We start from the raw sequence: 19597 nt of genomic DNA, 5'->3' as shown, positions 1-19597 counted from the left end.
AAGGACGAATGACCAATGACTACCTGGTATACTCTTAATCTTGTCGATGTTCTCAAACAGCTTAATACCGATGCCGCCATCGGGTTAAGTGAGAACGAGGCTCGTCAACGTCAGGACATCTACGGACTCAATGAGTTAACTGATCGCCCCCTGGAAAGTCCCTGGAAAATTCTCTGGGAGCAGTTTACCGCCACCGTGGTGGTGGTGTTGATTGTGGCGGCGGTGGTTTCGGCGGTGTTAGGTGAATATAAGGACGCGATCGCGATTTTCGCAATTGTGGTATTTAATGCTATCCTCGGTTTTCGCCAAGAATACCAAGCAGAACGGGCGATCGCGGCGCTGAAAAAGCTGGCGGTGCCGACGGTGAAAGTGCGTCGGGATGGCATCCTAGAACAACTGTCCGCTCGTGAACTGGTACCAGGGGACATCGTTATCCTAGAATCTGGAAACTTAGTCCCGGCTGACTGTCGGCTGCTCGAAAGTAGCAACCTCCGCACCTCAGAAGCCTCCCTCACCGGGGAATCTGAACCCATTGATAAATTTGCCCAACGGATTGCCACGGCGAATCTGCCTTTGGCAGAACGGCAGAATATGGCGTACATGGGTACAGTGATTAGTTATGGGCGGGCATTAGCCGTCGTCACCGAAACAGGCATGAAGACGGAACTGGGTCAGATTGCCAAAGCGATTCAGGGGATAGAACGGGAAGCAACCCCCCTCCAGCAACGGTTAGATCAACTGGGATGGGTATTAGCGATCGCGATTTTAATTCTAGTCCTGGTTATCTTTGGGTTGGGGCTACTCCAAGGGGAATCAGTTCGCTTAATGTTCCTGATGGCAGTCAGTTTAGCAGTAGCCGCGATTCCCGAAGGATTACCCGCTGTTGTCACCATCGCCTTAGCCTTGGGCGCTCAACGGATGCTGAAACAGAAAGCCCTGATTCGTAAATTACCCGCTGTAGAAACCTTGGGTTCAGTCACCACGATTTGTTCAGACAAAACGGGTACTCTCACGCAAAATCGGATGACGGTTACTCGTCTAGACATGATTGGGCATCAAATTGAGTTAACCATGCCAGAACCTGAGATGTTCATGATGCCCTCGGAAAAGGATGAACAGTCGCAACGGTTAAAAAAGGAACCTACAACCGCCTTACTACTCACGGCTGCTACTTTGTGTAATGATGCGATCGCAGAGTTTCATCTGGAGCAATCCAACCCCATTCAGGTTCTCGGAGATCCCACAGAAACCGCTCTGATTGTCGCCGCCACCCGTTTTGGTTTATGGAAAACGGATATAGAACATGTCTTTGAGCGAATCACCGAGGTTCCCTTTGACGCGGAACGAAAGCGGATGACTACGGTTCACGAACTCCCTACCACCACGGACAAACTTCCCGATGAGCTAAGTTGGCTCAAGCCTTGGGAATTACTGTTTAATCATACGCCCTATATTGCTTTTACCAAAGGTGCCGTTGATAGTCTCTTAGAGATTTCTAGCCAGATTTGGCTCAATGATCAGATTACCCCCTTAAACGATAGTTGGTATGAAAAACTTTCTCATGCCAACAACCAACTCGCTGAAAATGGAATCCGTGTCATCGGTATCGCCGTTCGTCCTGTAGACTCTCACCTCCTCGCCACACTTCCCCTAGAACGAGACGAGGATATTCTCGAAAAAGACCTGATTTTCATCGGCATGATTGGCATGATTGATCCGCCGCGCCCGGAAGTCAAACAGGCGGTTCTAACCTGTCAAAAAGCGGGAATTCGCCCCATCATGATTACTGGCGATCACCCCTTAACTGCTCGCCATATTGCCTCAGACGTGGGTATTTCTAACAATGGTTTACTGTTAACGGGTCAGGATATGGCAAAACTATCCGCCTCAGAGTTAACCGAAAAAGTTGATCAGGTGTCTGTTTATGCCAGAGTTTCGCCCCAGAACAAACTAGAAATTGTCCAAGCGCTGCAAAACCGGGGACATGTTGTGGCCATGACAGGGGATGGTGTCAACGATGCACCCGCCTTAAAAAAAGCTGAGATTGGTGTAGCCATGGGGTTGACGGGTACAGATGTGGCGAAAGAAGCGGCAGATATGGTGCTGTTGGATGATAACTTTGCCACGATTGTAGCAGCGACTCAAGAAGGACGAGTCATTTACGATAACGTCCGTAAGTTTATTAAGTATACATTAACCGGGAACTGTGGTGAACTATGGGTGATTATCTTAGCGCCATTCTTAGGGATGCCTTTACCGCTGCTTCCCTTACAAATTCTCTGGATTAATTTATTAGCTGATGGATTGTTAGCCTTGGCATTAGGCGTAGAACCTGCGGAGCCGAATATCATGTCCCGTCCACCTCATAATCCCCAAGAGAGTGTCTTTAGTCGGGGAGTGGGTCGGGATATTGTTTGGATTGGGTTACTGCTAGGACTTGTTTTATTAGTCGTTGATTATCACTATTGGTTTACGGGTCAAGCGGCTTGGCAGACGATGGTATTTAGTATATTGGCATTCTCCCGCATCGGTTTAGCGCAAAGCATGAGATCGGAGCGAGAATCTATATTCCGTTTAAATTTGCTTTCAAATAAGCCCTTATTAGGTGCGGTTGTTTTAACCTTTTTATTACAACTGGCGGTGGTATATGTCCCCTTCTTACAGGATATTTTTAATACGACAGGGTTGTCATTGTATGATTTAGGCATCAGTCTCGCCATGAGTACGATTGTGATTTGGGCAATGGAATTGGATAAAGGGTTGCGTCGATATAAAAAAGCTAAATCATGAATTCCCTGTTCCCTGAAAAATCAAACCAATTTGCCCACGAGATTAGGGAGTTGCGTAAAAATAAAGTACCAGTTAGGAAAGCTGTATTAATCAATTTAGTCAAGCTTGATTGGTATATTATTAAGCCGCAAGTCCCTTACCCTGTCGAGGAAACGTGTTTGCGCCTTCTGTAGGGGCGGGTTTGACCGCTAACTGATGCAACTCACTATTTAATTCGCTAAACCCGCCCCGATCGCATCCCAGACGAGAACAGATTTATGATGTTGGTTTATGATGTTGGTAGGATGCCCGGAGTAGGCATGATTGTTTGGCACGATTGGGGTGGAGAGGAAACGGGTTTAGATACGTTAATTCCTACAACCGTTACGTTTTTGGTAAAACCCGCCCCTACAGATTTAATTATCGATAAGCAGGTTTTATTTAATTAATCAGTCAGAAATTAATTCCCAAGGAGCCGCGATCGCTAATCGCCACCAATACCATTCAGGAAGCCACGCAAATTTGCTGGGACTTACGTCCTTCTGAGCGTTATCTCGAAGATTTGCCGGCTGTTCGCTCACTGTGAGCTTATTTATCTGAAAACCTGTTAAGCTTTCTTCCCAGGTACGAGAGCGTGTATATCTAGAGAATTAATTGGCTCTTCAGCAAAAGGATTTGGTAGATAGTGAAGTTCGCCTCCTATTCTTGCAATAATACCTGTTACGTTTTTACAGATAATTTCATTCCTAATTAGAAGACCATGATCAGTAACTGGACTTTGTATTTGCTGACTAAAACCAACCTTTTCTAAAAATTCCTGCCAACCACGAGCTTTGGCATCACTAACGATTGATGGTTCAGAGTATTGGGGTTGTGAGTCAATAAAATGGCATCGTTTACCAAATAGTAGAGAAATTAGTCTGTCTTGGAAAATGTAATCTTGTTGGATATCTAGTGCAATTAGATAAGGTATCTCTTTCTTAGGTTCATCCCAGGTTGTTCTTTTTTTAGCTTTAAGTTCAATTACAGATGCAATATGTTGATAAAGCTTTTCCTCTGGGAGGTTGATTGCATCCGTTACACAACCTCTGTAATAACCACGTTTACCATCTAGTGGTTTTGTGAACGTGACTCTACATCCTAAAATATCTTCGCTTTTGGGAAGGGATGTTGTTGAATCAAGTGTTTTAAGAATCTTCTCAAATTCATTAACAAACTTATCAATAAGGTTTTGCCTGTCTGTACGCTCATTGCTTTTAATAACAGGAAAAGAAAAGTCTTCTGAATACTTAATTCCTACACAAAACGAGCTGTGTCTAATTAGAGGACGTATACGGGCAGCTACTTCAGATGTAGTTTCATCACCACTAATACGAGCAACCTCAATGAAAAATTTATGCTTATCCTTCAGCACTGAGAAATCTGGTATTTGTCGTCCTTCTTTATTCCAACAATCTTTAGACTTAAGTATAAGCTCTACAGAAAAATTATGTCTAGAAAACTCGTTAGCAAAGAACAGCTCGGAACCAAAAGAGAGAAAATTACTCCAACTTGATGACTCTTCCACAAGCTTATATTGTAAGTTTAAAAAATTACAGTTTCGTGATGATTCGATTAGTTCTAAGATTTCTAGGAATTTAAATAAATCTTGCAGAGTCTCTCCAAAATGCTCAGTAATTGCAAGGAGATTTTTAGGTTTCTTACTAAAAGACCAACGAATGAGTTCAGGAACAGACATCATATCAGTTTACTATATCAATATATTCTTCAAGTTTTTCTGTACTTAATGGCTACATAAACAATCGGTGTTGCCATTTGTGAGATGTTACGAGCCTTAGTGATAAGGTTCCTCCCTTCAGAGAAGTTTTCAGAACTAAAAAGCAGCAAAAATCCTGCTAGTTCCTAATTCTAGATTAACAGTATGGTACTGAGATTTAGGTTGGGTTTCTACGCCCTTAACTGTGAAATAACCGAATCCCCTTTTTCAGCCATGCTTCCGCTACCGCCTGCATAAACTCCTACGAGGGCGACTTCATGCTCGTGTAGTCGTTGAAGTGTGATCGCAGACTGGGTGGACTTTCATTAAAGTTAACGGTTGAGATTAGGGAACTCTTAACAGGTAACTCTTAACTATGAATAAACAACGTTCCCAGAATTAAAATCACTCGCCGTGCGGAAGCTCCCCGGATATCCCCAATTTTAGGTTCGCGATCGCCTAGCCAGGATTCGCTGATAATAAAAAAGATAGTACCAATAACTAAACCGATGACCCCTTGTGTATAACCGCCGCGTTGAATCGCCGGAAAAATCAGGTCAAAAACCGATGCAGAAAGCATCACCCCACTGGCAAAAGCATAACCTCGTTCAGACCAATGTGAGGATAGATTGGGAAAAAAGAAAAAGGGTACAGCACCCAAACCTGTCGCCAGCATGGTGAGAGTAGCAGCAAATAGGGTAATTAGTATGAGTTGGATATCCATCAGTCATTAGTCATTAGTCATTAATCATTTATCCATTGTTATGTATAATTTGATGAACATCCGCTACATTGGTTACCTATGCCAGGTAATCCGTGAATTTTCGGGTCGGGTTTAGCCATTCAGGTAAGTTTGCTACTGATAACTACTCAACAGAACTAGCTCTTATTCAAAGGAAAGAATAAATGTTACGCTAACAGAAACTCTAGAGCATTCTGTCTGCTTGTACTAGACTGACCGAATTATCATAGATTGTAAAGTCTTGAGGCAATACGTCATGCCAATCAAACCATTCAAATACCCAGTCGAGCAAAGTGAACCACCACGTTCTCCCAGAGAAACCCTGCCCACGATGTATGATTTACCTAGCGAAAATCCGGAGGAACCTGGTTTGCCTGACGAATTCCACTACCGCCAACCCCCTTTACTCAGTCTCACCTTTTGTCCTAGTAACTATCCACCCGATGAGGTATTTAGTGCTGGAGATATGAACCTCTACTACGATGTGCGTCACTATTCTTGGTATAAACGACCCGATTGGTTTGGGGTGGTCGGAGTGCCAAAACTTTATGATAATCAGGATTTACGATTAAGTTATGTGATGTGGCAAGAATTGGTACGTCCAACGGTGATAGTGGAATTCTTGTCACCGGGAACAGAAAAAGAAGACTTGGGTAGAACCACACGCCTGAGTAGCGAACCGCCGACGAAATGGGAAGTATATGAGCAGATTATCGGCGTTCCTTATTATATTGTATTTGACCGCTATCGCGATCGCTTAAGAGGTTTTGCCCTTACAGGGGGTTTTTACCAAGAGTTGGAGTTAACGGAACCGAGGATTTGGATTCCCCCATTAGAATTAGGTTTGGGGTTGTGGTCAGGAGAATACGAAGGAATTAATCGTCTATGGCTACGTTGGTATGATGCTGAAGGTAATTGGATTTTAACCCCAACTGAACGGGAGGCTGTTGCTCAAGGAGAACTTGAAACTGAGCGACAACGTGCTGAATCTGAGCGACAACGTGCTGAATCTGAACGACAACGTGCTGAAACCGAACGACAACGCGCTGAAACCGAACGACAGCGTGCTGAAACCGAACAACAGCGATCGCAGCGTCTTAAAGAATTGTTACTTTCCAACGGTATCGATCCAGATCAGTAGTGATGAGGTACAGGACACATCATTTATGTAGAGACGCGCCATGGCGCGTCTCTACAATGGTGCTTGCTATCCCAGATAACAGATTTATGATGTTGGTAAAATGTCCTGATTAGGCATAATTGTTTGGCACGATTGGGGTGGAGAGGGGGCGGGTTTAGATACGTTAATTCCTACAACCGTTACGTTTTTGGTAGCACCATAAGGAGAATAAAGCAGCATGAAATCAAAATCCTGCGATCGCCATCCCAATCGTTTGAGCCAAAAGCAACCGGAAAAGCAAACAGCCGCTCTTTACAGAGTGCTATCCCTGATTGGCACAGGGATTACCATTTTGGGTGTAACAGGCTGCTCTAACCCATCCACAGTCTCTTCTGAGCAACAAACTACAGCTCAAGTTGTTGAAGATGCCAATGATATCCGCGATCGCGCCCTAGAGCCAACCCCTGAAGATACCAACTTTGTCGTTGATGTGGTGAACAAAGTTGAACCCGCCGTGGTGCGAATTAATACAGAAAAAACTGTAGAAACCCAGATTCCCGATGCCTTTAATGACCCCTTCTTCCGGCGTTTTTTTGGTGGCGCAGTTCCCCAGCCTCAAGAACGCACCGTGCGCGGTATTGGTTCGGGTTTTGTGATTAGTGATAATGGAGAAATTATTACCAATGCTCATGTTGTTAATAAAGCCGACACGGTGAGGGTATCCTTTCCCGATGGTCGCACATTTGAAGGTGAAGTGTTAGGCGAAGATCCCGTGACTGATATTGCCGTAGTCAAAGTATCCGCCGACGACTTGCCAACCGTGGAACTGGGCAATTCCCAAGGGTTACAAACCGGACAATGGGCGATCGCGATCGGAAATCCTTTAGGGTTACAAGAAACAGTAACCGTCGGCGTAATCAGTGGAATTGATCGTTCCAGTAGCGAAGTTGGTGTTCCCGATAAACGAATTGGCTTCATTCAAACCGACGCCGCAATAAACCCCGGTAACTCTGGCGGACCTTTACTAAATGCGCGAGGTGAAGTAATTGGCGTTAATACTGCCATTATCCAGGGAGCGCAAGGACTCGGTTTTGCCATCCCCATTGACATCGCCAAACAAATTGCCCAACAACTAATTACTAAAGGAAAAGTTGAGCATCCTTACCTCGGCATTCAAATGGTAGCACTGACACCAGAAATCAAACAAAAAATCAATAATAATCCCAACAATACGATGCAAATTCAGGCAGGCGAAGGAATCCTGATTGTCCGAGTTATGCCGAATTCTCCGGCTGATGAGGCGGGATTAAAAGCGGGTGATGTTATCCAAGAAATTGACAATCAATCTGTAACTGAGGCAGAAATCGTTCAGCAGTTAGTTGAGGCAAATGGCGTCGATAATCCCTTGCCCTTAGAAGTGCAACGAAATGGTAAAACCCTAGAATTAACAGTAATACCTCAACCCCTACCAACTGGCGATGAATAAGTTTAGTCTGACGACTTTGAGCAAGTCCAATAAACTTAAATATACGATTCTCGGCTTGTTAACCATTGCTATGGCGTACCTGGTTTGGGGTGTGATCATTGAACTAACAATTTAGCACCATTTCCGACTATCGGCTTTGTGTGACTAATGCATAGCTAAAAAAGGGGAGCTTACAGCGCTTTTGGTAGTAAGTGAGGTACACAGATACCCGACTTCTTGAAGAAGTCGGGTATCTTGCTGGAATAGACTGTACTTCATCAACCACCAAATCTGCTTTAATATAGCAACCGCCATAGCGGTTAGGACACATCATTTATGTAGAGACGCGCCATGGCGCGTCTCTACAATGGTGCCGAAAGTCCTAATCGATGTGTCTACTGCTATATCTCCCCCCGCATCACAAAAAGCGAAGCCTCTGCTGGTTTAACCCGTGCTTATTCTGTTTCCGCAACATCCACATCAAGCTTTTGGAATTCTCCCGCTTTAGGCACATCTGCTTTCATTTTCAGTTCACCTAACCCTGCCACATTCACACTAACTTCTAAGGATACATTTTCCGTGGGAATCTCTTTTTCAATAACTCGTTTGCTAGCAATTTGCATCACATTGACAGCGCGATCAACAGCCGTCGTTATCGCCTCCTCAGACAGCTCTGATGCTTTATTTTGAGTAGCATTAACTACCTGTTCTTTAACCTGTTGTCCTTTTTCTTCCAGCGTATGAGTGACTTGATTCACTACATTTTTTCCTTTTTCTTGAAGGTTTTGCAAATCCATACCTATCTCTTTAGCTTAGTAAAACTATTGAGCATAGTATAAAGCTTGTACTTCTGTTCTACCTCATCCTAGAGTTATAGTATCTGTCCGGCTATAATCCAGTGCGCCCTAGTACATCTCTACACTTTAGCAATATGGACAGCTTATCACTTGCCTTGCAGCGGTAACGGCTGTATTAACACACCCTGCTACCATTAAAGTCCCCCTTCAGATCCCCCTCCCGTCCCCCTTAAAAAGGGGGAAGCCAGCGGATGCTTCGCTTTTTGTTTCATGGGGAATTTAGGGGGATCAAACGTATCCCATAAGAGCGGAAACTGCTGTATCTAGGCGCTGAATTGTTGAAAGCACATAACTCTCAAGACATTCACCCTGTAGGGGCGGATTTAGCCCTTAATAAAGATGGGCTTACCGATAACATTTCAACAAAACCCGCCCTTACCTAAGCTTAAATGGAATGAATTAACTGTTCTTGACTCACCCAAGTCCCATGAAACCCATAAGGAACACGTTGAGGCATCAAAACCCGCGCCACAGGTTCAGCCGTCAAGTCTTGGGCATTCAACACCACCAGTTCAGAGGTGTCTGAATTATGATCATGGACAAACGTGATTAGCCAGCCATCATCTTCAGCCGTTCCATTCGGACGCGGCGCAAATACCGCCTCACCGCCATAACGTCCCGCCCCATAGTGGTGAACTTGGGATGTGCCATTGTCAAAATCATATTTAATCACACCCTCAAACAACGGCATCGGATTATCTGCCATCTTCGCCGTGTAACCGTAGCGCATTTTGCGCCCCATTAGCTGTTCATTGATGCGGGGGAAATCCGAGATGCGCTCATCCAATGGCTTTTCCTGCACATTACCTGTGCGAAGGTTAAACCGCCACTGATACAACCGAGGCTTATTTGAATCCGGATCACCCCCTGTTTCCTCCAAAGCGGTTAACACAGTGCATGAACTCATCCGACAAGCAATCAGTACCACCTCATCCCCTTCCTGATAAGCATTCAGAATATGAAAGGCATAGCAGGACGGACTCTCAAACCAACGGATACTGCTATTATCACCGTGACGGGGAACAATACCGAACCGACTGGGACGTTCAGATTTAAACTGAAGCATAGCCTCTCCCTGGGGATTAAACACCATCGGCAGATCCATAAACAGGGTGTAATCTTGGGTAATGGCAAAATCATGCATCATTACAGGTTCAGGCAAGTCAATTGGCACAGTACGCACCAATTCACCCGATCGCGAAACAATGCTATAGGTTAAGAAGGGTGGCTGGGGAGAGTAGCCAAAAAACATCATTTCGCCTGTGACTGGATCAATCTTGGGATGTGCTGTGAAGGCAGAGGCTAACTTATCCTCGAAGGTATAAGCCCCAATCGTCTCTAATTCCGGAAGCTTAATCCCATAGGGTTCTCCCCCTTCGTACAGCGCCAGAAAATGATCCGAATGCCAGATAACCGAGGTATTGGCTCTATTTGTCAACGAGGGTGAGGACTCCTGATTCTGAACTGATGCGGTTAACCCCTCAAGAGCCTGACCTGTTTCTCGCTCTTTTTCAAACCTGGGAGTCCGGACATAGCGATCGCGGTAAGAGGCTTTACCATTACTAATCTGCACCCCATGTAACATCCCATCGCCGCCAAACCAGTGATAGTTCGCACTAGAGGGAAACTGAGGATTTGGACCATTGCGGACAAACATCCCTGATAAGTCCTGAGGAAGTTCACCAATCACGGTTAGTTCATCCGCTGTGATTTCATTCTGTACTGGGGCAAAGTTTCCTGCTAAAAACGGATTGACGGTTGTTGTACTCATATTGTTACCTACCATGGGAAGATTTTTTCCATCATCTTCTATTGTGTCTTGCTCCCAGAAAATCACGATGACTGATATGGCAAACGTCTCTAACTCCTCCACACCGACACAGCCGTTCGCCTATTTTCGCCGTCTGCTCCCGACGTGGCGTGGTCATATTCTGGCTTCTTCAGAACTGATTGGACGCTATGCACGTACTTAATTGGGTTAAAGTTATGGGTTTTCTCTGTTACAATCCTCTTTGGTCAAAATTTCTGCTGGAAAACTGGCACTGAACCCTTACCTATGCCTCTTGAGGATGTCCTGATGTCTAGCTCTGGTTGGCGTAAACCAAACACATTACACTCAATCGCGACGAGAAGATTAGCTGTGTCCAAGCCGACTCTATTTCTGGTGAGTAGCCTATTCATCACCGGACTGACGATAACCCTAACCCCTGTGGCTCACGCCAGTCAACCCCAGCTCGTTAGCCAGCTACAGCCGGAACAACAGCGGCTGCGTGAGTTACTCCGTCAAGCGCGAGACTTAGTGGATGCGGGAAATTATCCTCAGGCGATCGCAACCTATCAACAAGCCGCTAATCTAGATCGAGATAATGCCAAGATTTTCTCCGGAATCGGTTATCTCCAGGCGCGTCAGGGGAACTTCCGAGAAGCAGCTAGGGCGTATCAACAGGCAATTGCCCTGGAGCCGAATAATGCGGAGTTTCAGTATGCTCTCGGTTACAGTTTAGCCAATGCCGAAGAGAATGCAGCAGCAGCAGAGGCTTATCGTCAAGCCCTAAGACTTGAACGCAACCATATTAACTCCTATTGGGGATTAGGCGTTGTCCTCCTGCGTCAAAAGGACTATGACGGAGCCATCCAAGTTTACCGCCAAGTCATCAGTCTTCAACCCAAGAATGCTCAGGCACACCAGTTACTCGGTACCGTTTTTCTCCAGCAGGGGCGTCCCCAAGAGGCGATTAAAGCACTCCAACAAGCTGAATCCTTAGCGCCTCTGGATAGTAATATTCAGCTTACATTGGGCATGGCTTGGTTAACTCAGGGTGATATCGACACCGCACTGAAGGTTTTTGACCGAGCGGCAAAACTAGAACCGAATAATAGTCAAGTTTATCTGCAAATTGGCAAAATCCTCCAAGCTCAAGAAGATTTTGTCGGTGCATTGAAAGCCTTTCAAAGAGCCGTGGCGGTTCAATCAGACTTAGTTGAAGCTCAAGCCGCTATTGGTGATATTTTACTCACCGAGGAAAATTACTTAGAAGCTATTGTCGCCTATCGACGCTTAATTGAAATTGCCCCCCAAGATGCCCAAGCCCACTATAATTTAGGATTAGCCTTAAAAGGACGAGAGCGCATAGCAGAAGCGATTACGGCTGTGGAAAAAGCGCGTGATCTCTTCCGGCGTCAGGACAATCGTGATGGTGTCAAGAAAGCCGAATCATTGCTGCAAGATTTAAAGAAAGCGCGACGTTGAACTAAGTTGAATGTCACTGACTTAAGGCTGGTGGGCAATGCCCACCCTACAATAGATAAAGGGTTTTGGCGCTCCCCAAATGCTTATTTCAGTGCTATTCCACTTAGGGACTTGCGGAAAAATAGAATACCAGTCATTGTAGAGGAGAGGAGGCTTCTCAAAGCAATGCTGTTGAACACTATCATGCTCAAAGAGAACCGGGATGATACTAGCTCAAACTGTACTAGCTACGTTTAAAGATGCCAGTGAGAAACTGACAGGTCACCGTAAACGAGATTTTATCGCGTCTGTCACCGAAGATTATTTTGATGGGTCAGCCCGCAAAGCGGAAACCGCTATGGGCTGGAATCGCCATAGCGTACAACTGGGATTGAATGAACGGCGAACCGGACTTATCTGTGTAGATAACTATCAAGCAAGAGGGCGACACAAAACGGAACAAGTGCTGCCTAACTTAGAAGCGGATATCCACTCCCTGGTAGATAGAGAAGCCCAAGCCGACCCAAAATTTCAATCGACCTTTCTATATACGCGCATCAGTGCCAAAGCAGTCCGAGAGGCATTAGTAAACGAAGTTGGTTACTCTGAGAGCGACTTGCCCTCTAGGCAGACAATAGGTGAAATTCTCAACCGCTTGGGGTATCGCCTAAAAAAACCCAAAAAACAAAACCTTTAAAAAAAACGCCTCAAACCGATGCCATTTTCGATAATGTATTTAAACAGAATCAGGCATCAGATGAAAATCCCAAATCGTTGCGAGTATCTATTGATACCAAAGCCAAGGTCAAAATTGGCAATCTGTCCAGAGGTGGTAAGGCACGGACTTTGAAGCCGAAAAAGCGGATGACACGATACCCAGTGGCAGGTATCTTATCCCCTTTGTATTCTCACACCACAGCGACATATCGATTATATGGGTCACTCTGTTGAAACTAGTGACTTTATCGTCGATTGTTTAACTGCTTGGTGGAAACAAAATCAACCCGATTATCCGGAGATTTCTGAATGGGTGATTGATCTTGATGGCGGTGTAGCAACTCGCAGTGACCGCACCCAATTTATCAAACGAATGGTTGAACTTTCCCAAGAGATTGATGTAAAAATTCGCCTGATTTACTATCCTCCCTACCACAGCAAGTACAATCCGATAGAACGCTGTTGGGCCGTCCTAGAAAACTATTGGAATGGTGCCATTTTAGACTCAGTAGAAGCTGCCATACAATGGGCTGCCAATATGACTTGGAAGGGAATTGCTCCAATTGTCCATCACATCGAAACCATCTATGAAAAAGGCATCAAAGTCCTGCCCACAGAGTTAGAAGATTACTATCCCTTCTGGCAGCGTTCTGAAACATTGCCTAAATGGGATATCACAATTGTCCCTAGTTAACTCTCTCCTTACAAGGAGAGGGAAAAACTAAAATAAGTTTGCGTATGATATACGCAAATATAGGACTAATATAATATAATATATTATATTGACCTTTGGTCAAACCTATGCATTAACCTGAAGTTCCCCCAGCCAAAAAATCTTGCACTGCCTCACTGTGATGTAGCGAGGGTTTTCACCGATAAGATTGTTTATTGGAAGAATAGCGCGATAGGTTCCTTCTTCAGCAGGCATCGCCAACGCGCTATTCTTGCCAGTGCTACTTATGTACGATTTTTGAGGGGCTTGAGCGTTAAAACTATTACAGTATAAGGCTTGACGCTGGGTGCAGTACATCTGTATGGGGGAACTTCAGATTCATGTTCTTTGACCCCAATCGAGGCGGGCGACGAGTAAGTTGTCGGGATAGTCGCACCAGCGAGGACTGGGCAGAGGAGGTGAAACATCTATTAGATGTTGACTATCCTCATGCTCCTAACATCCGACTATTGTGTGACAACCTCAATAACATGAAGTTGCGATCGCGTCCAGTAGAAAGGTGTTCTCAAATTCTTGTTGGCGGGTGGTTGTGGACTCATCCAGATATTTGGAGAGCGATCGCGTCCAGTATAGGGGTGTTCTCATTATTAAATCCGTTTTCCCCGATACTAATGCACCATTTTAGCTGGGTCACGCCAGTAGGGTGAGCTGCTCAAGGATTGCTGCCGCGATGCACTAGACTATACCTGAATGGCATCGCCAGAATGTAGTTAGTACGGTTTGAGCTAGTATCATCCCAGTTCTCTTTGAGCATGATAGTGTTCAACAGCATTGCTTTGAGAAGCCTCCTCTCCTCTACAATGACTGGTATTCTATTTTTCCGCAAGTCCCTTAATTTGATAGATTAGATTCGATTTGTAGTAAGCGATGCGGGTCACATATTCTGTTTGGTTTCCTGTCGTCAACCCAATCTACAACTTATTGCACTATTTTAGCTGTACTACGCTAGTAATAAGTGATGCAAGCGCTGATGGCGCTAAAGCGCAACTACAAACCTAGCTTAAGTTCATTGATATATTGTCTCGAAATTCCTGTACACGTTGCCAAACTTGATCGACTAAATCTGGACGATCTGCATCAAACCATTGAATGTCTGGATACGCCCGAAACCAAGTTCGCTGACGCTTGGCAAATTGTCGCGTATGCACAACTGTTAACGCTTTTGCCTCAGATAAAGATATATCACCCGCTAAATAGTGTTTCATTTCCCGATACCCTAAGGTATCTAAAAGCGGCAAATCCCAGCTATATTTATCCACCAATGTTTTCACCTCTTCTATTAATCCGGCTGTCACCATCATTTCGGTGCGCTGGGTAATACGGCGGGTGAGGGCGTCAGCGTCTTGACATTGCAAACCAATTTGAAGAATAGGATAATTCGGCGGATTTTCCCCTTGCTGCTCGGATATGGGGCGTCCGGTGATGTAAAATACTTCTAATGCCCGTAATGTTCTCACTTGATCATGGGGATGAATTTTCTCAGCCGCAATGGGATCGACTTGTTGTAAAAAGCTATAGCATTGAGTTTGACCCAAACCAGAAAGCTGCGATCGCAAGTTTTCATTGGGGGCGACTCTGGGAATCTTTAATCCCCGGACTATGGCTTTAATATACAAGCCCGTACCCCCCACCAGTAATAGGGGCGAATGGAGAGATGTAATCAATTCCTGGGCTTGTTCCTGATAGTCGGCTACGGTTAATGTTTCGGTGGGAGCGCAAATATCAATCAAGTAATGGGGGACTAACTGTCGTTCGGCGACTGAAGGTTTAGCTGTGCCAATATCAAACTCTCGGTAAACTTGACGGGAATCCGCGCTTAAGATTACGGTATTTAATCGCTGCGCTAATTCTAACGCTAGCCCCGACTTCCCTGTCGCCGTCGCCCCACATATCACAATCAGTTGGGGATGCTTGTTATAGTTCATTGTTGATTGTTCATTGTTGATTGTTCATGGTTCATTGAAACAATTCTTCTCTCCCCTATCTCCCCCCTCTGCCTCTCTACCCCTCCGCTCCTCCGCTCCCCTGCCCAATCCCAAGCAAGGTCTATCCCCTCTATAAATATCTCTTCAGACTACTCTGTAGCCGCCTGTAACCCTTTTGTGTTAAAATTTTCGAGTGTTTTGTCATTTTAAAGCATATAAACCGCTCAAAGCGTTATACTGGAGAATCCCTGATATGACAAGTAGCTACAGTGCCGATCAGATTCAAGTCTTAGAAGGTCTCGAAGCGGTACGCAGACGTCCGGGAATGTACATCGGAACTACCGGACCACGGGGACTCCATCATCTAGTTTACGAGGTTGTAGACAATTCGATCGATGAGGCGCTGGCTGGCTATTGTACTCATATCGAAGTTGACTTCAACAGCGATGGTTCCGTTAGCGTGACTGACGATGGACGGGGTATTCCCACTGATACTCATTCTAAGACCGGTAAATCAGCCTTGGAAACCGTAATGACGGTGCTGCACGCGGGCGGTAAGTTTGGCGGCGGCGGGTATAAAGTGTCCGGCGGATTGCACGGGGTTGGGGTTTCTGTCGTCAACGCCCTGTCAGAATGGGTGGATGTTACGGTTTGGCGAGAGAAAAAGGTTCATACCCAGCGCTATGAACGCGGGATTGCCATGGGTGAGTTGGCGGTTAAACCCAGTAAAGAAAACCGCACGGGAACCTCGGTGACGTTCAAACCCGATACCCAAATCTTTACCAATGGGATCGAGTTTGACTACAGTACGGTAGCAGGGCGACTGCGAGAACTTGCCTATCTGAATGGCGGCGTGAGGATTACGTTTACGGATCACCGCATCTCTCCTGAACACCAAGACAGCTACCACTATGAGGGGGGTATCCAGGAATATGTGGGATACATGAATCGGCAGAAGGAACCCCTGCACCAAGAAATTATTTATGTTCAGGGTGAACGGAATAATGTGCAAGTGGAAGTGGCGCTGCAATGGTGCGTGGATGCTTACAGCGATAACCTGCTAGGATTTGCTAATAATATCCGCACAATTGACGGTGGAACGCACTTAGAGGGATTAAAGACAGTTCTGACTCGGACATTAAACGCGATCGCACGCAAGCGGAATAAACTAAAAGAGAGTGAGTCTAACCTGGGCGGCGAGAATGTTCGCGAAGGATTAACTGGCGTCATTTCCGTCAAAGTCCCTGAGCCAGAATTTGAAGGACAAACTAAAACCAAACTGGGGAATACCGAAGTCCGAGGTATCGTGGATTCCTTGGTGGGTGAAGTATTGACAGAGTACCTGGAATTTCGTCCTCAAGTCGCTGATTCTGTTTTAGAGAAAGCCATCCAAGCCTTTAAAGCCGCCGAAGCCGCACGTCGGGCGCGGGAGTTGGTACGGCGGAAGTCTGTATTAGAGTCGTCTCCCCTACCGGGTAAGTTAGCCGATTGTAGTTCCAGAGATCCGGCTGAATCGGAAATCTTCATCGTTGAGGGGGATAGTGCAGGGGGTTGTTTTGATGGCGATACGCGGGTGGCGTTAGCCGATGGGCGTTCTCTCAGCTTCAAAGAAATTGTGGCAGAACAGGCGATGGGGAAAGAGCATTTTTGCTACACGATTCGCCATGATGGAAAAATTGGGTTAGAACGGATTATCCACCCTCGGATCACAAAGGCGAATGCCCAAGTGATTCAGGTGACACTGGATAATGGAGAAACGCTGATTTGTACACCCGATCATCCCTTTATGGTACGAGATGGTAGCTATAAAGCCGCCGCCTTATTAACGCCAGAGGATTTCCTGATGTCCCTGAATGCCAAGCTATCAGAACGAAGCCGAGGGCAGAGGTTAGCAGAGATTGATGCGGCTGGGTTCAACACCCGCTTATCTGAAGTGGCGTTTTCTCGTGATGTCCAAGCCAATGCGGTATATCCAACAGTCGGGGCTGTAGGGACACCATCCTTGCGCCCTCCTCACTCCGGGCAAGATACTAAAGAATCATCAGTGGCTCTGTTGGTGCGTGAGGAGTCCCCATCCCGGAAAGACAATCATCGGGTTGTTGCTATCGAACGCCTAGAAAAACGGGTGGATGTTTACGATATTGAAGTTCCCCATACCCATAACTTTGCCCTAGCCAGTGGCGTTTTTGTTCACAATAGTGCCAAACAAGGACGCGATCGCCAATTTCAAGCGATTTTACCGCTGCGGGGTAAAATTCTCAATATTGAGAAAACCGATGATGCCAAAATTTACAAGAACACAGAAATTCAATCCCTGATTACCGCCCTGGGTTTGGGTATCAAAGGAGAGGAATTTGACCCCTCGAATCTGCGTTACCACCGCATCGTAATTATGACGGACGCGGATGTCGATGGCGCCCATATCCGCACCCTATTGCTGACCTTTTTCTACCGCTATCAACGGGCATTAGTGGATCAGGGATATATCCATATTGCCTGTCCGCCATTGTATAAAGTAGAACGCGGACGGAATCATTACTACTGTTATAGCGATCGCGAACTCACGAACCTGGTTCAAAATGAGTTCCCCGCTAACGCCAATTACACGATCCAACGGTTTAAAGGGTTGGGTGAAATGATGCCAGTACAACTCTGGGATACCACCATGAATCCGGAAACGCGGACGATGAAGCGGGTGGAGATCGAAGATGCGGCTGAAGCCGATCGCATCTTTACCGTTCTCATGGGCGATCGGGTTGCTCCCCGCCGGGAGTTCATTGAAACTTACGGTTCTCGACTGGATTTGACTGATCTAGATATCTAAGTTTCCCGGTAAAACAGTGTAGGGGTACGATATATCGTCCCCCTACAAATCCTGAGCATAAGAGTGATCAATCAATTCAGATTATTGCTTGGCATTCTTTTGCTTTTTAGACTGTTGGCGTTTAAAGAAAGTACCGAATCCTAACGCCATACCGGAACCTAGAATGGTTAGGGGTTCGGGAACAGGTTCTGGATCAGGCAAGTTTCCGTCAAATGGAACATTGTGGAATTCTCCTGTTCCGCTCAGGGATGCAACTATCACTTGTCCATCAGCATGACCATTGTTAAAATCGTAGTGAGCCATTGGAGCTAATACGCTCCCGTTCCAGGAAAAACCGCTAGTACTTAGCTTTGTTACATTAGGAAGGTTTAATATAACACGGTTGGCGTAAGTGTCATTTGGATCATCATTTAGCTTGATTTCACCGCCAGTAAGATTTAATTCTGAACCTGTTACGTTAACCAACACTGTAGAATTGGAATCAAATGTAAGGTTCAATCCCTGAGCAATTGCATCTGCCAAACCTGAGGTCGTGAAATTAAAAATTTTCAGTGTTGAAGTATTATCAGCATCAGTGAAACCACCCAAGTAAGCCGAATAATTCTTGTAAAATTGTTCAGCTTCGCCAAAATTAATAGGCAAATCAGGAATTTCAACGTCTTGACCCTCAATTATGTCTCCATTAAGAGTAGGGTCGTTGTTGAAGGTGACTTCACCATTCACAATAGCATCTCCCTGCTCTAGGGTTGAATTGGTGAATTCAGCATCACCTTTTACAACAGCATCACCTTCTTTAATCGTTGAATTAGTAAAGCTGGCGTTGCCATGCACAACAGCATTTCCCTTACTTATGGTTGAATTAGAGAAACTAGCATTGCCACCCACAAAAACATTACCGAGCTTTATTTCACTATTACCATAGGTCAAGTTGCCGCCAACAACTAAACTATCCAGTTGACTTGCAGGATTGGATACATCCGAGTGAACTGTAAAAGGTTCTAGCTTTGCATTGCCACCGATGCAAACACTTCCTTCAGCATCCGTATTTTTGGCGTTCATATCTCCAAAAACTAATACATTACAACTGGCAGCTGGACCGAGCAAAGCTGCTTGAGCGGGGATAGAGAGGCTGAGGGCTGCGGTAGCTCCTAAAACTGTACTGGCACCGGTAACTGCGATTTTCGTTAAAGTCTTGTTCATTATTTTCCGAGTGTAGCTGCGTGAAAAGTGGATGTGATTAACCAATTGAGCATTTGTTCTCATCATATTTGTCTTCCGGAATGCGTGGGTAAAGCTTGTGTAAAGATCAGTCCGATTATTTATGAATTTTTTGTAAAGATGACTCCGTAGTTGCTTCAAAACTTATTTATAAAGTTTACGTAAAGAGTTCCCAGAATTTGATGAAGATTGGATAAAGAAACTGGTTTATGTCGAGAAATTACCATTCTGACGTGGGACTG

The 19597-nt window shown here is 45.4% G+C and carries 16 protein-coding genes and 2 pseudogenes; 11 read left to right on the top strand and 7 right to left on the bottom strand.

All coding sequences use genetic code 11. The features are described 5' to 3' along the window. Positions 1-15 precede the first annotated feature (15 nt). Together MC7420_RS06600 and MC7420_RS39285 are read left to right on the top strand one after the other, a co-directional pair. On the top strand, positions 16-2790 hold the full coding sequence (locus tag MC7420_RS06600; protein ID WP_006099574.1) for a cation-translocating P-type ATPase: 2775 nt from the start codon (positions 16-18) through the stop codon (positions 2788-2790). A 257-nt stretch (positions 2791-3047) separates the two neighbouring features. After that, positions 3048-3218: a hypothetical protein gene (locus tag MC7420_RS39285; RefSeq protein ID WP_157453069.1), complete on the top strand. Its 171-nt coding sequence runs from the start codon at positions 3048-3050 to the stop codon at positions 3216-3218. On the opposite strand, the gene MC7420_RS43260 is transcribed toward MC7420_RS39285, so the two are convergent. The 3 genes from MC7420_RS43260 to MC7420_RS06590 form a co-directional block, all read right to left on the bottom strand. Continuing rightward, positions 3219-3350, bottom strand: coding sequence for a hypothetical protein (locus MC7420_RS43260; RefSeq protein WP_269546252.1), 132 nt, complete (start codon positions 3348-3350; stop codon positions 3219-3221). Positions 3351-3376: 26 nt separating this feature from the next. Continuing rightward, positions 3377-4510: a hypothetical protein gene (locus tag MC7420_RS06595; protein ID WP_006099424.1), complete on the bottom strand. Its 1134-nt coding sequence runs from the start codon at positions 4508-4510 to the stop codon at positions 3377-3379. Positions 4511-4895: 385 nt separating this feature from the next. Continuing rightward, on the bottom strand, positions 4896-5249 hold the full coding sequence (locus MC7420_RS06590; protein ID WP_006099391.1) for a ZIP family metal transporter: 354 nt from the start codon (positions 5247-5249) through the stop codon (positions 4896-4898). Positions 5250-5523: 274 nt separating this feature from the next. Between MC7420_RS06590 and MC7420_RS06585 the strand changes: the two genes are divergently transcribed. The 3 genes from MC7420_RS06585 (at position 5524) to MC7420_RS43255 (ending at position 7988) form a co-directional block, all read left to right on the top strand. Beyond that, positions 5524-6408, top strand: a complete 885-nt coding sequence (locus MC7420_RS06585) for a Uma2 family endonuclease (protein WP_006099455.1) — start codon at positions 5524-5526, stop codon at positions 6406-6408. A 217-nt stretch (positions 6409-6625) separates the two neighbouring features. Next, a complete protein-coding gene (locus MC7420_RS06580; protein WP_006099183.1) occupies positions 6626-7873 on the top strand; it encodes an HhoA/HhoB/HtrA family serine endopeptidase in 1248 nt (415 codons plus the stop codon). Further along, positions 7866-7988, top strand: coding sequence for a hypothetical protein (locus tag MC7420_RS43255; protein ID WP_006099160.1), 123 nt, complete (start codon positions 7866-7868; stop codon positions 7986-7988). The genes MC7420_RS06580 and MC7420_RS43255 overlap by 8 nt, the downstream gene beginning before the upstream one ends. 319 nt (positions 7989-8307) lie before the next feature. On the opposite strand, the gene MC7420_RS06575 is transcribed toward MC7420_RS43255, so the two are convergent. Together MC7420_RS06575 and MC7420_RS06570 are read right to left on the bottom strand one after the other, a co-directional pair. Continuing rightward, the gene (locus MC7420_RS06575) at positions 8308-8649 is read right to left on the bottom strand and encodes a hypothetical protein (protein WP_006099502.1); all 342 of its coding nucleotides are present in this window, start codon (positions 8647-8649) and stop codon (positions 8308-8310) included. A gap of 445 nt (positions 8650-9094) precedes the next feature. Further along, positions 9095-10480, bottom strand: a complete 1386-nt coding sequence (locus tag MC7420_RS06570) for a carotenoid oxygenase family protein (protein ID WP_044205648.1) — start codon at positions 10478-10480, stop codon at positions 9095-9097. A 43-nt stretch (positions 10481-10523) separates the two neighbouring features. Here MC7420_RS06570 and MC7420_RS39280 point away from each other — a divergent pair, with 43 nt between their 5' ends. The 5 genes and pseudogenes from MC7420_RS39280 to MC7420_RS36610 all read left to right on the top strand — a co-directional run. Continuing rightward, the gene (locus MC7420_RS39280) at positions 10524-10682 is read left to right on the top strand and encodes a hypothetical protein (protein ID WP_157453068.1); all 159 of its coding nucleotides are present in this window, start codon (positions 10524-10526) and stop codon (positions 10680-10682) included. Between the two features lie 104 nt (positions 10683-10786). Beyond that, positions 10787-11959 (top strand): tetratricopeptide repeat protein, encoded by a 1173-nt coding sequence (locus MC7420_RS06565; RefSeq protein WP_157453067.1) that lies wholly within the window; start codon positions 10787-10789, stop codon positions 11957-11959. A gap of 202 nt (positions 11960-12161) precedes the next feature. Next, positions 12162-12889 (top strand): annotated as a pseudogene (locus MC7420_RS06560) (ISAzo13-like element transposase-related protein). Continuing rightward, on the top strand, positions 12843-13349 hold the full coding sequence (locus MC7420_RS06555; protein ID WP_269546254.1) for an ISAzo13-like element transposase-related protein: 507 nt from the start codon (positions 12843-12845) through the stop codon (positions 13347-13349). Before MC7420_RS06560 ends, MC7420_RS06555 begins: the two are co-directional and overlap by 47 nt. 356 nt (positions 13350-13705) lie before the next feature. Next, a pseudogene (locus MC7420_RS36610) lies at positions 13706-13873 on the top strand (IS630-like element ISMae25 family transposase); the annotation flags it as partial. Between the two features lie 510 nt (positions 13874-14383). Here MC7420_RS36610 and miaA read toward each other — a convergent pair. Continuing rightward, a complete protein-coding gene (gene miaA / locus MC7420_RS06545) occupies positions 14384-15313 on the bottom strand; it encodes a tRNA (adenosine(37)-N6)-dimethylallyltransferase MiaA (RefSeq protein ID WP_006099226.1) in 930 nt (309 codons plus the stop codon). A 253-nt stretch (positions 15314-15566) separates the two neighbouring features. On the opposite strand from miaA, the gene gyrB reads away from it, so the two are divergent. Next, entirely contained in the window at positions 15567-18137 is a 2571-nt protein-coding gene (gene gyrB / locus MC7420_RS06540; RefSeq protein ID WP_006099284.1) for a DNA topoisomerase (ATP-hydrolyzing) subunit B, read from the top strand. A gap of 81 nt (positions 18138-18218) precedes the next feature. Here gyrB and MC7420_RS42320 read toward each other — a convergent pair whose 3' ends face one another. Continuing rightward, positions 18219-19337, bottom strand: coding sequence for a PEP-CTERM sorting domain-containing protein (locus MC7420_RS42320; protein ID WP_006099393.1), 1119 nt, complete (start codon positions 19335-19337; stop codon positions 18219-18221). Between the last annotated feature and the right edge of the window lie 260 nt (positions 19338-19597).

The organism is Coleofasciculus chthonoplastes PCC 7420 (assembly GCF_000155555.1).
GTDB lineage: Bacteria > Cyanobacteriota > Cyanobacteriia > Cyanobacteriales > Coleofasciculaceae > Coleofasciculus > Coleofasciculus chthonoplastes_A.
The sequence above is the reverse complement of the archived record's forward strand: the minus strand, read 5'-3'. Positions and strand labels throughout refer to the sequence as shown.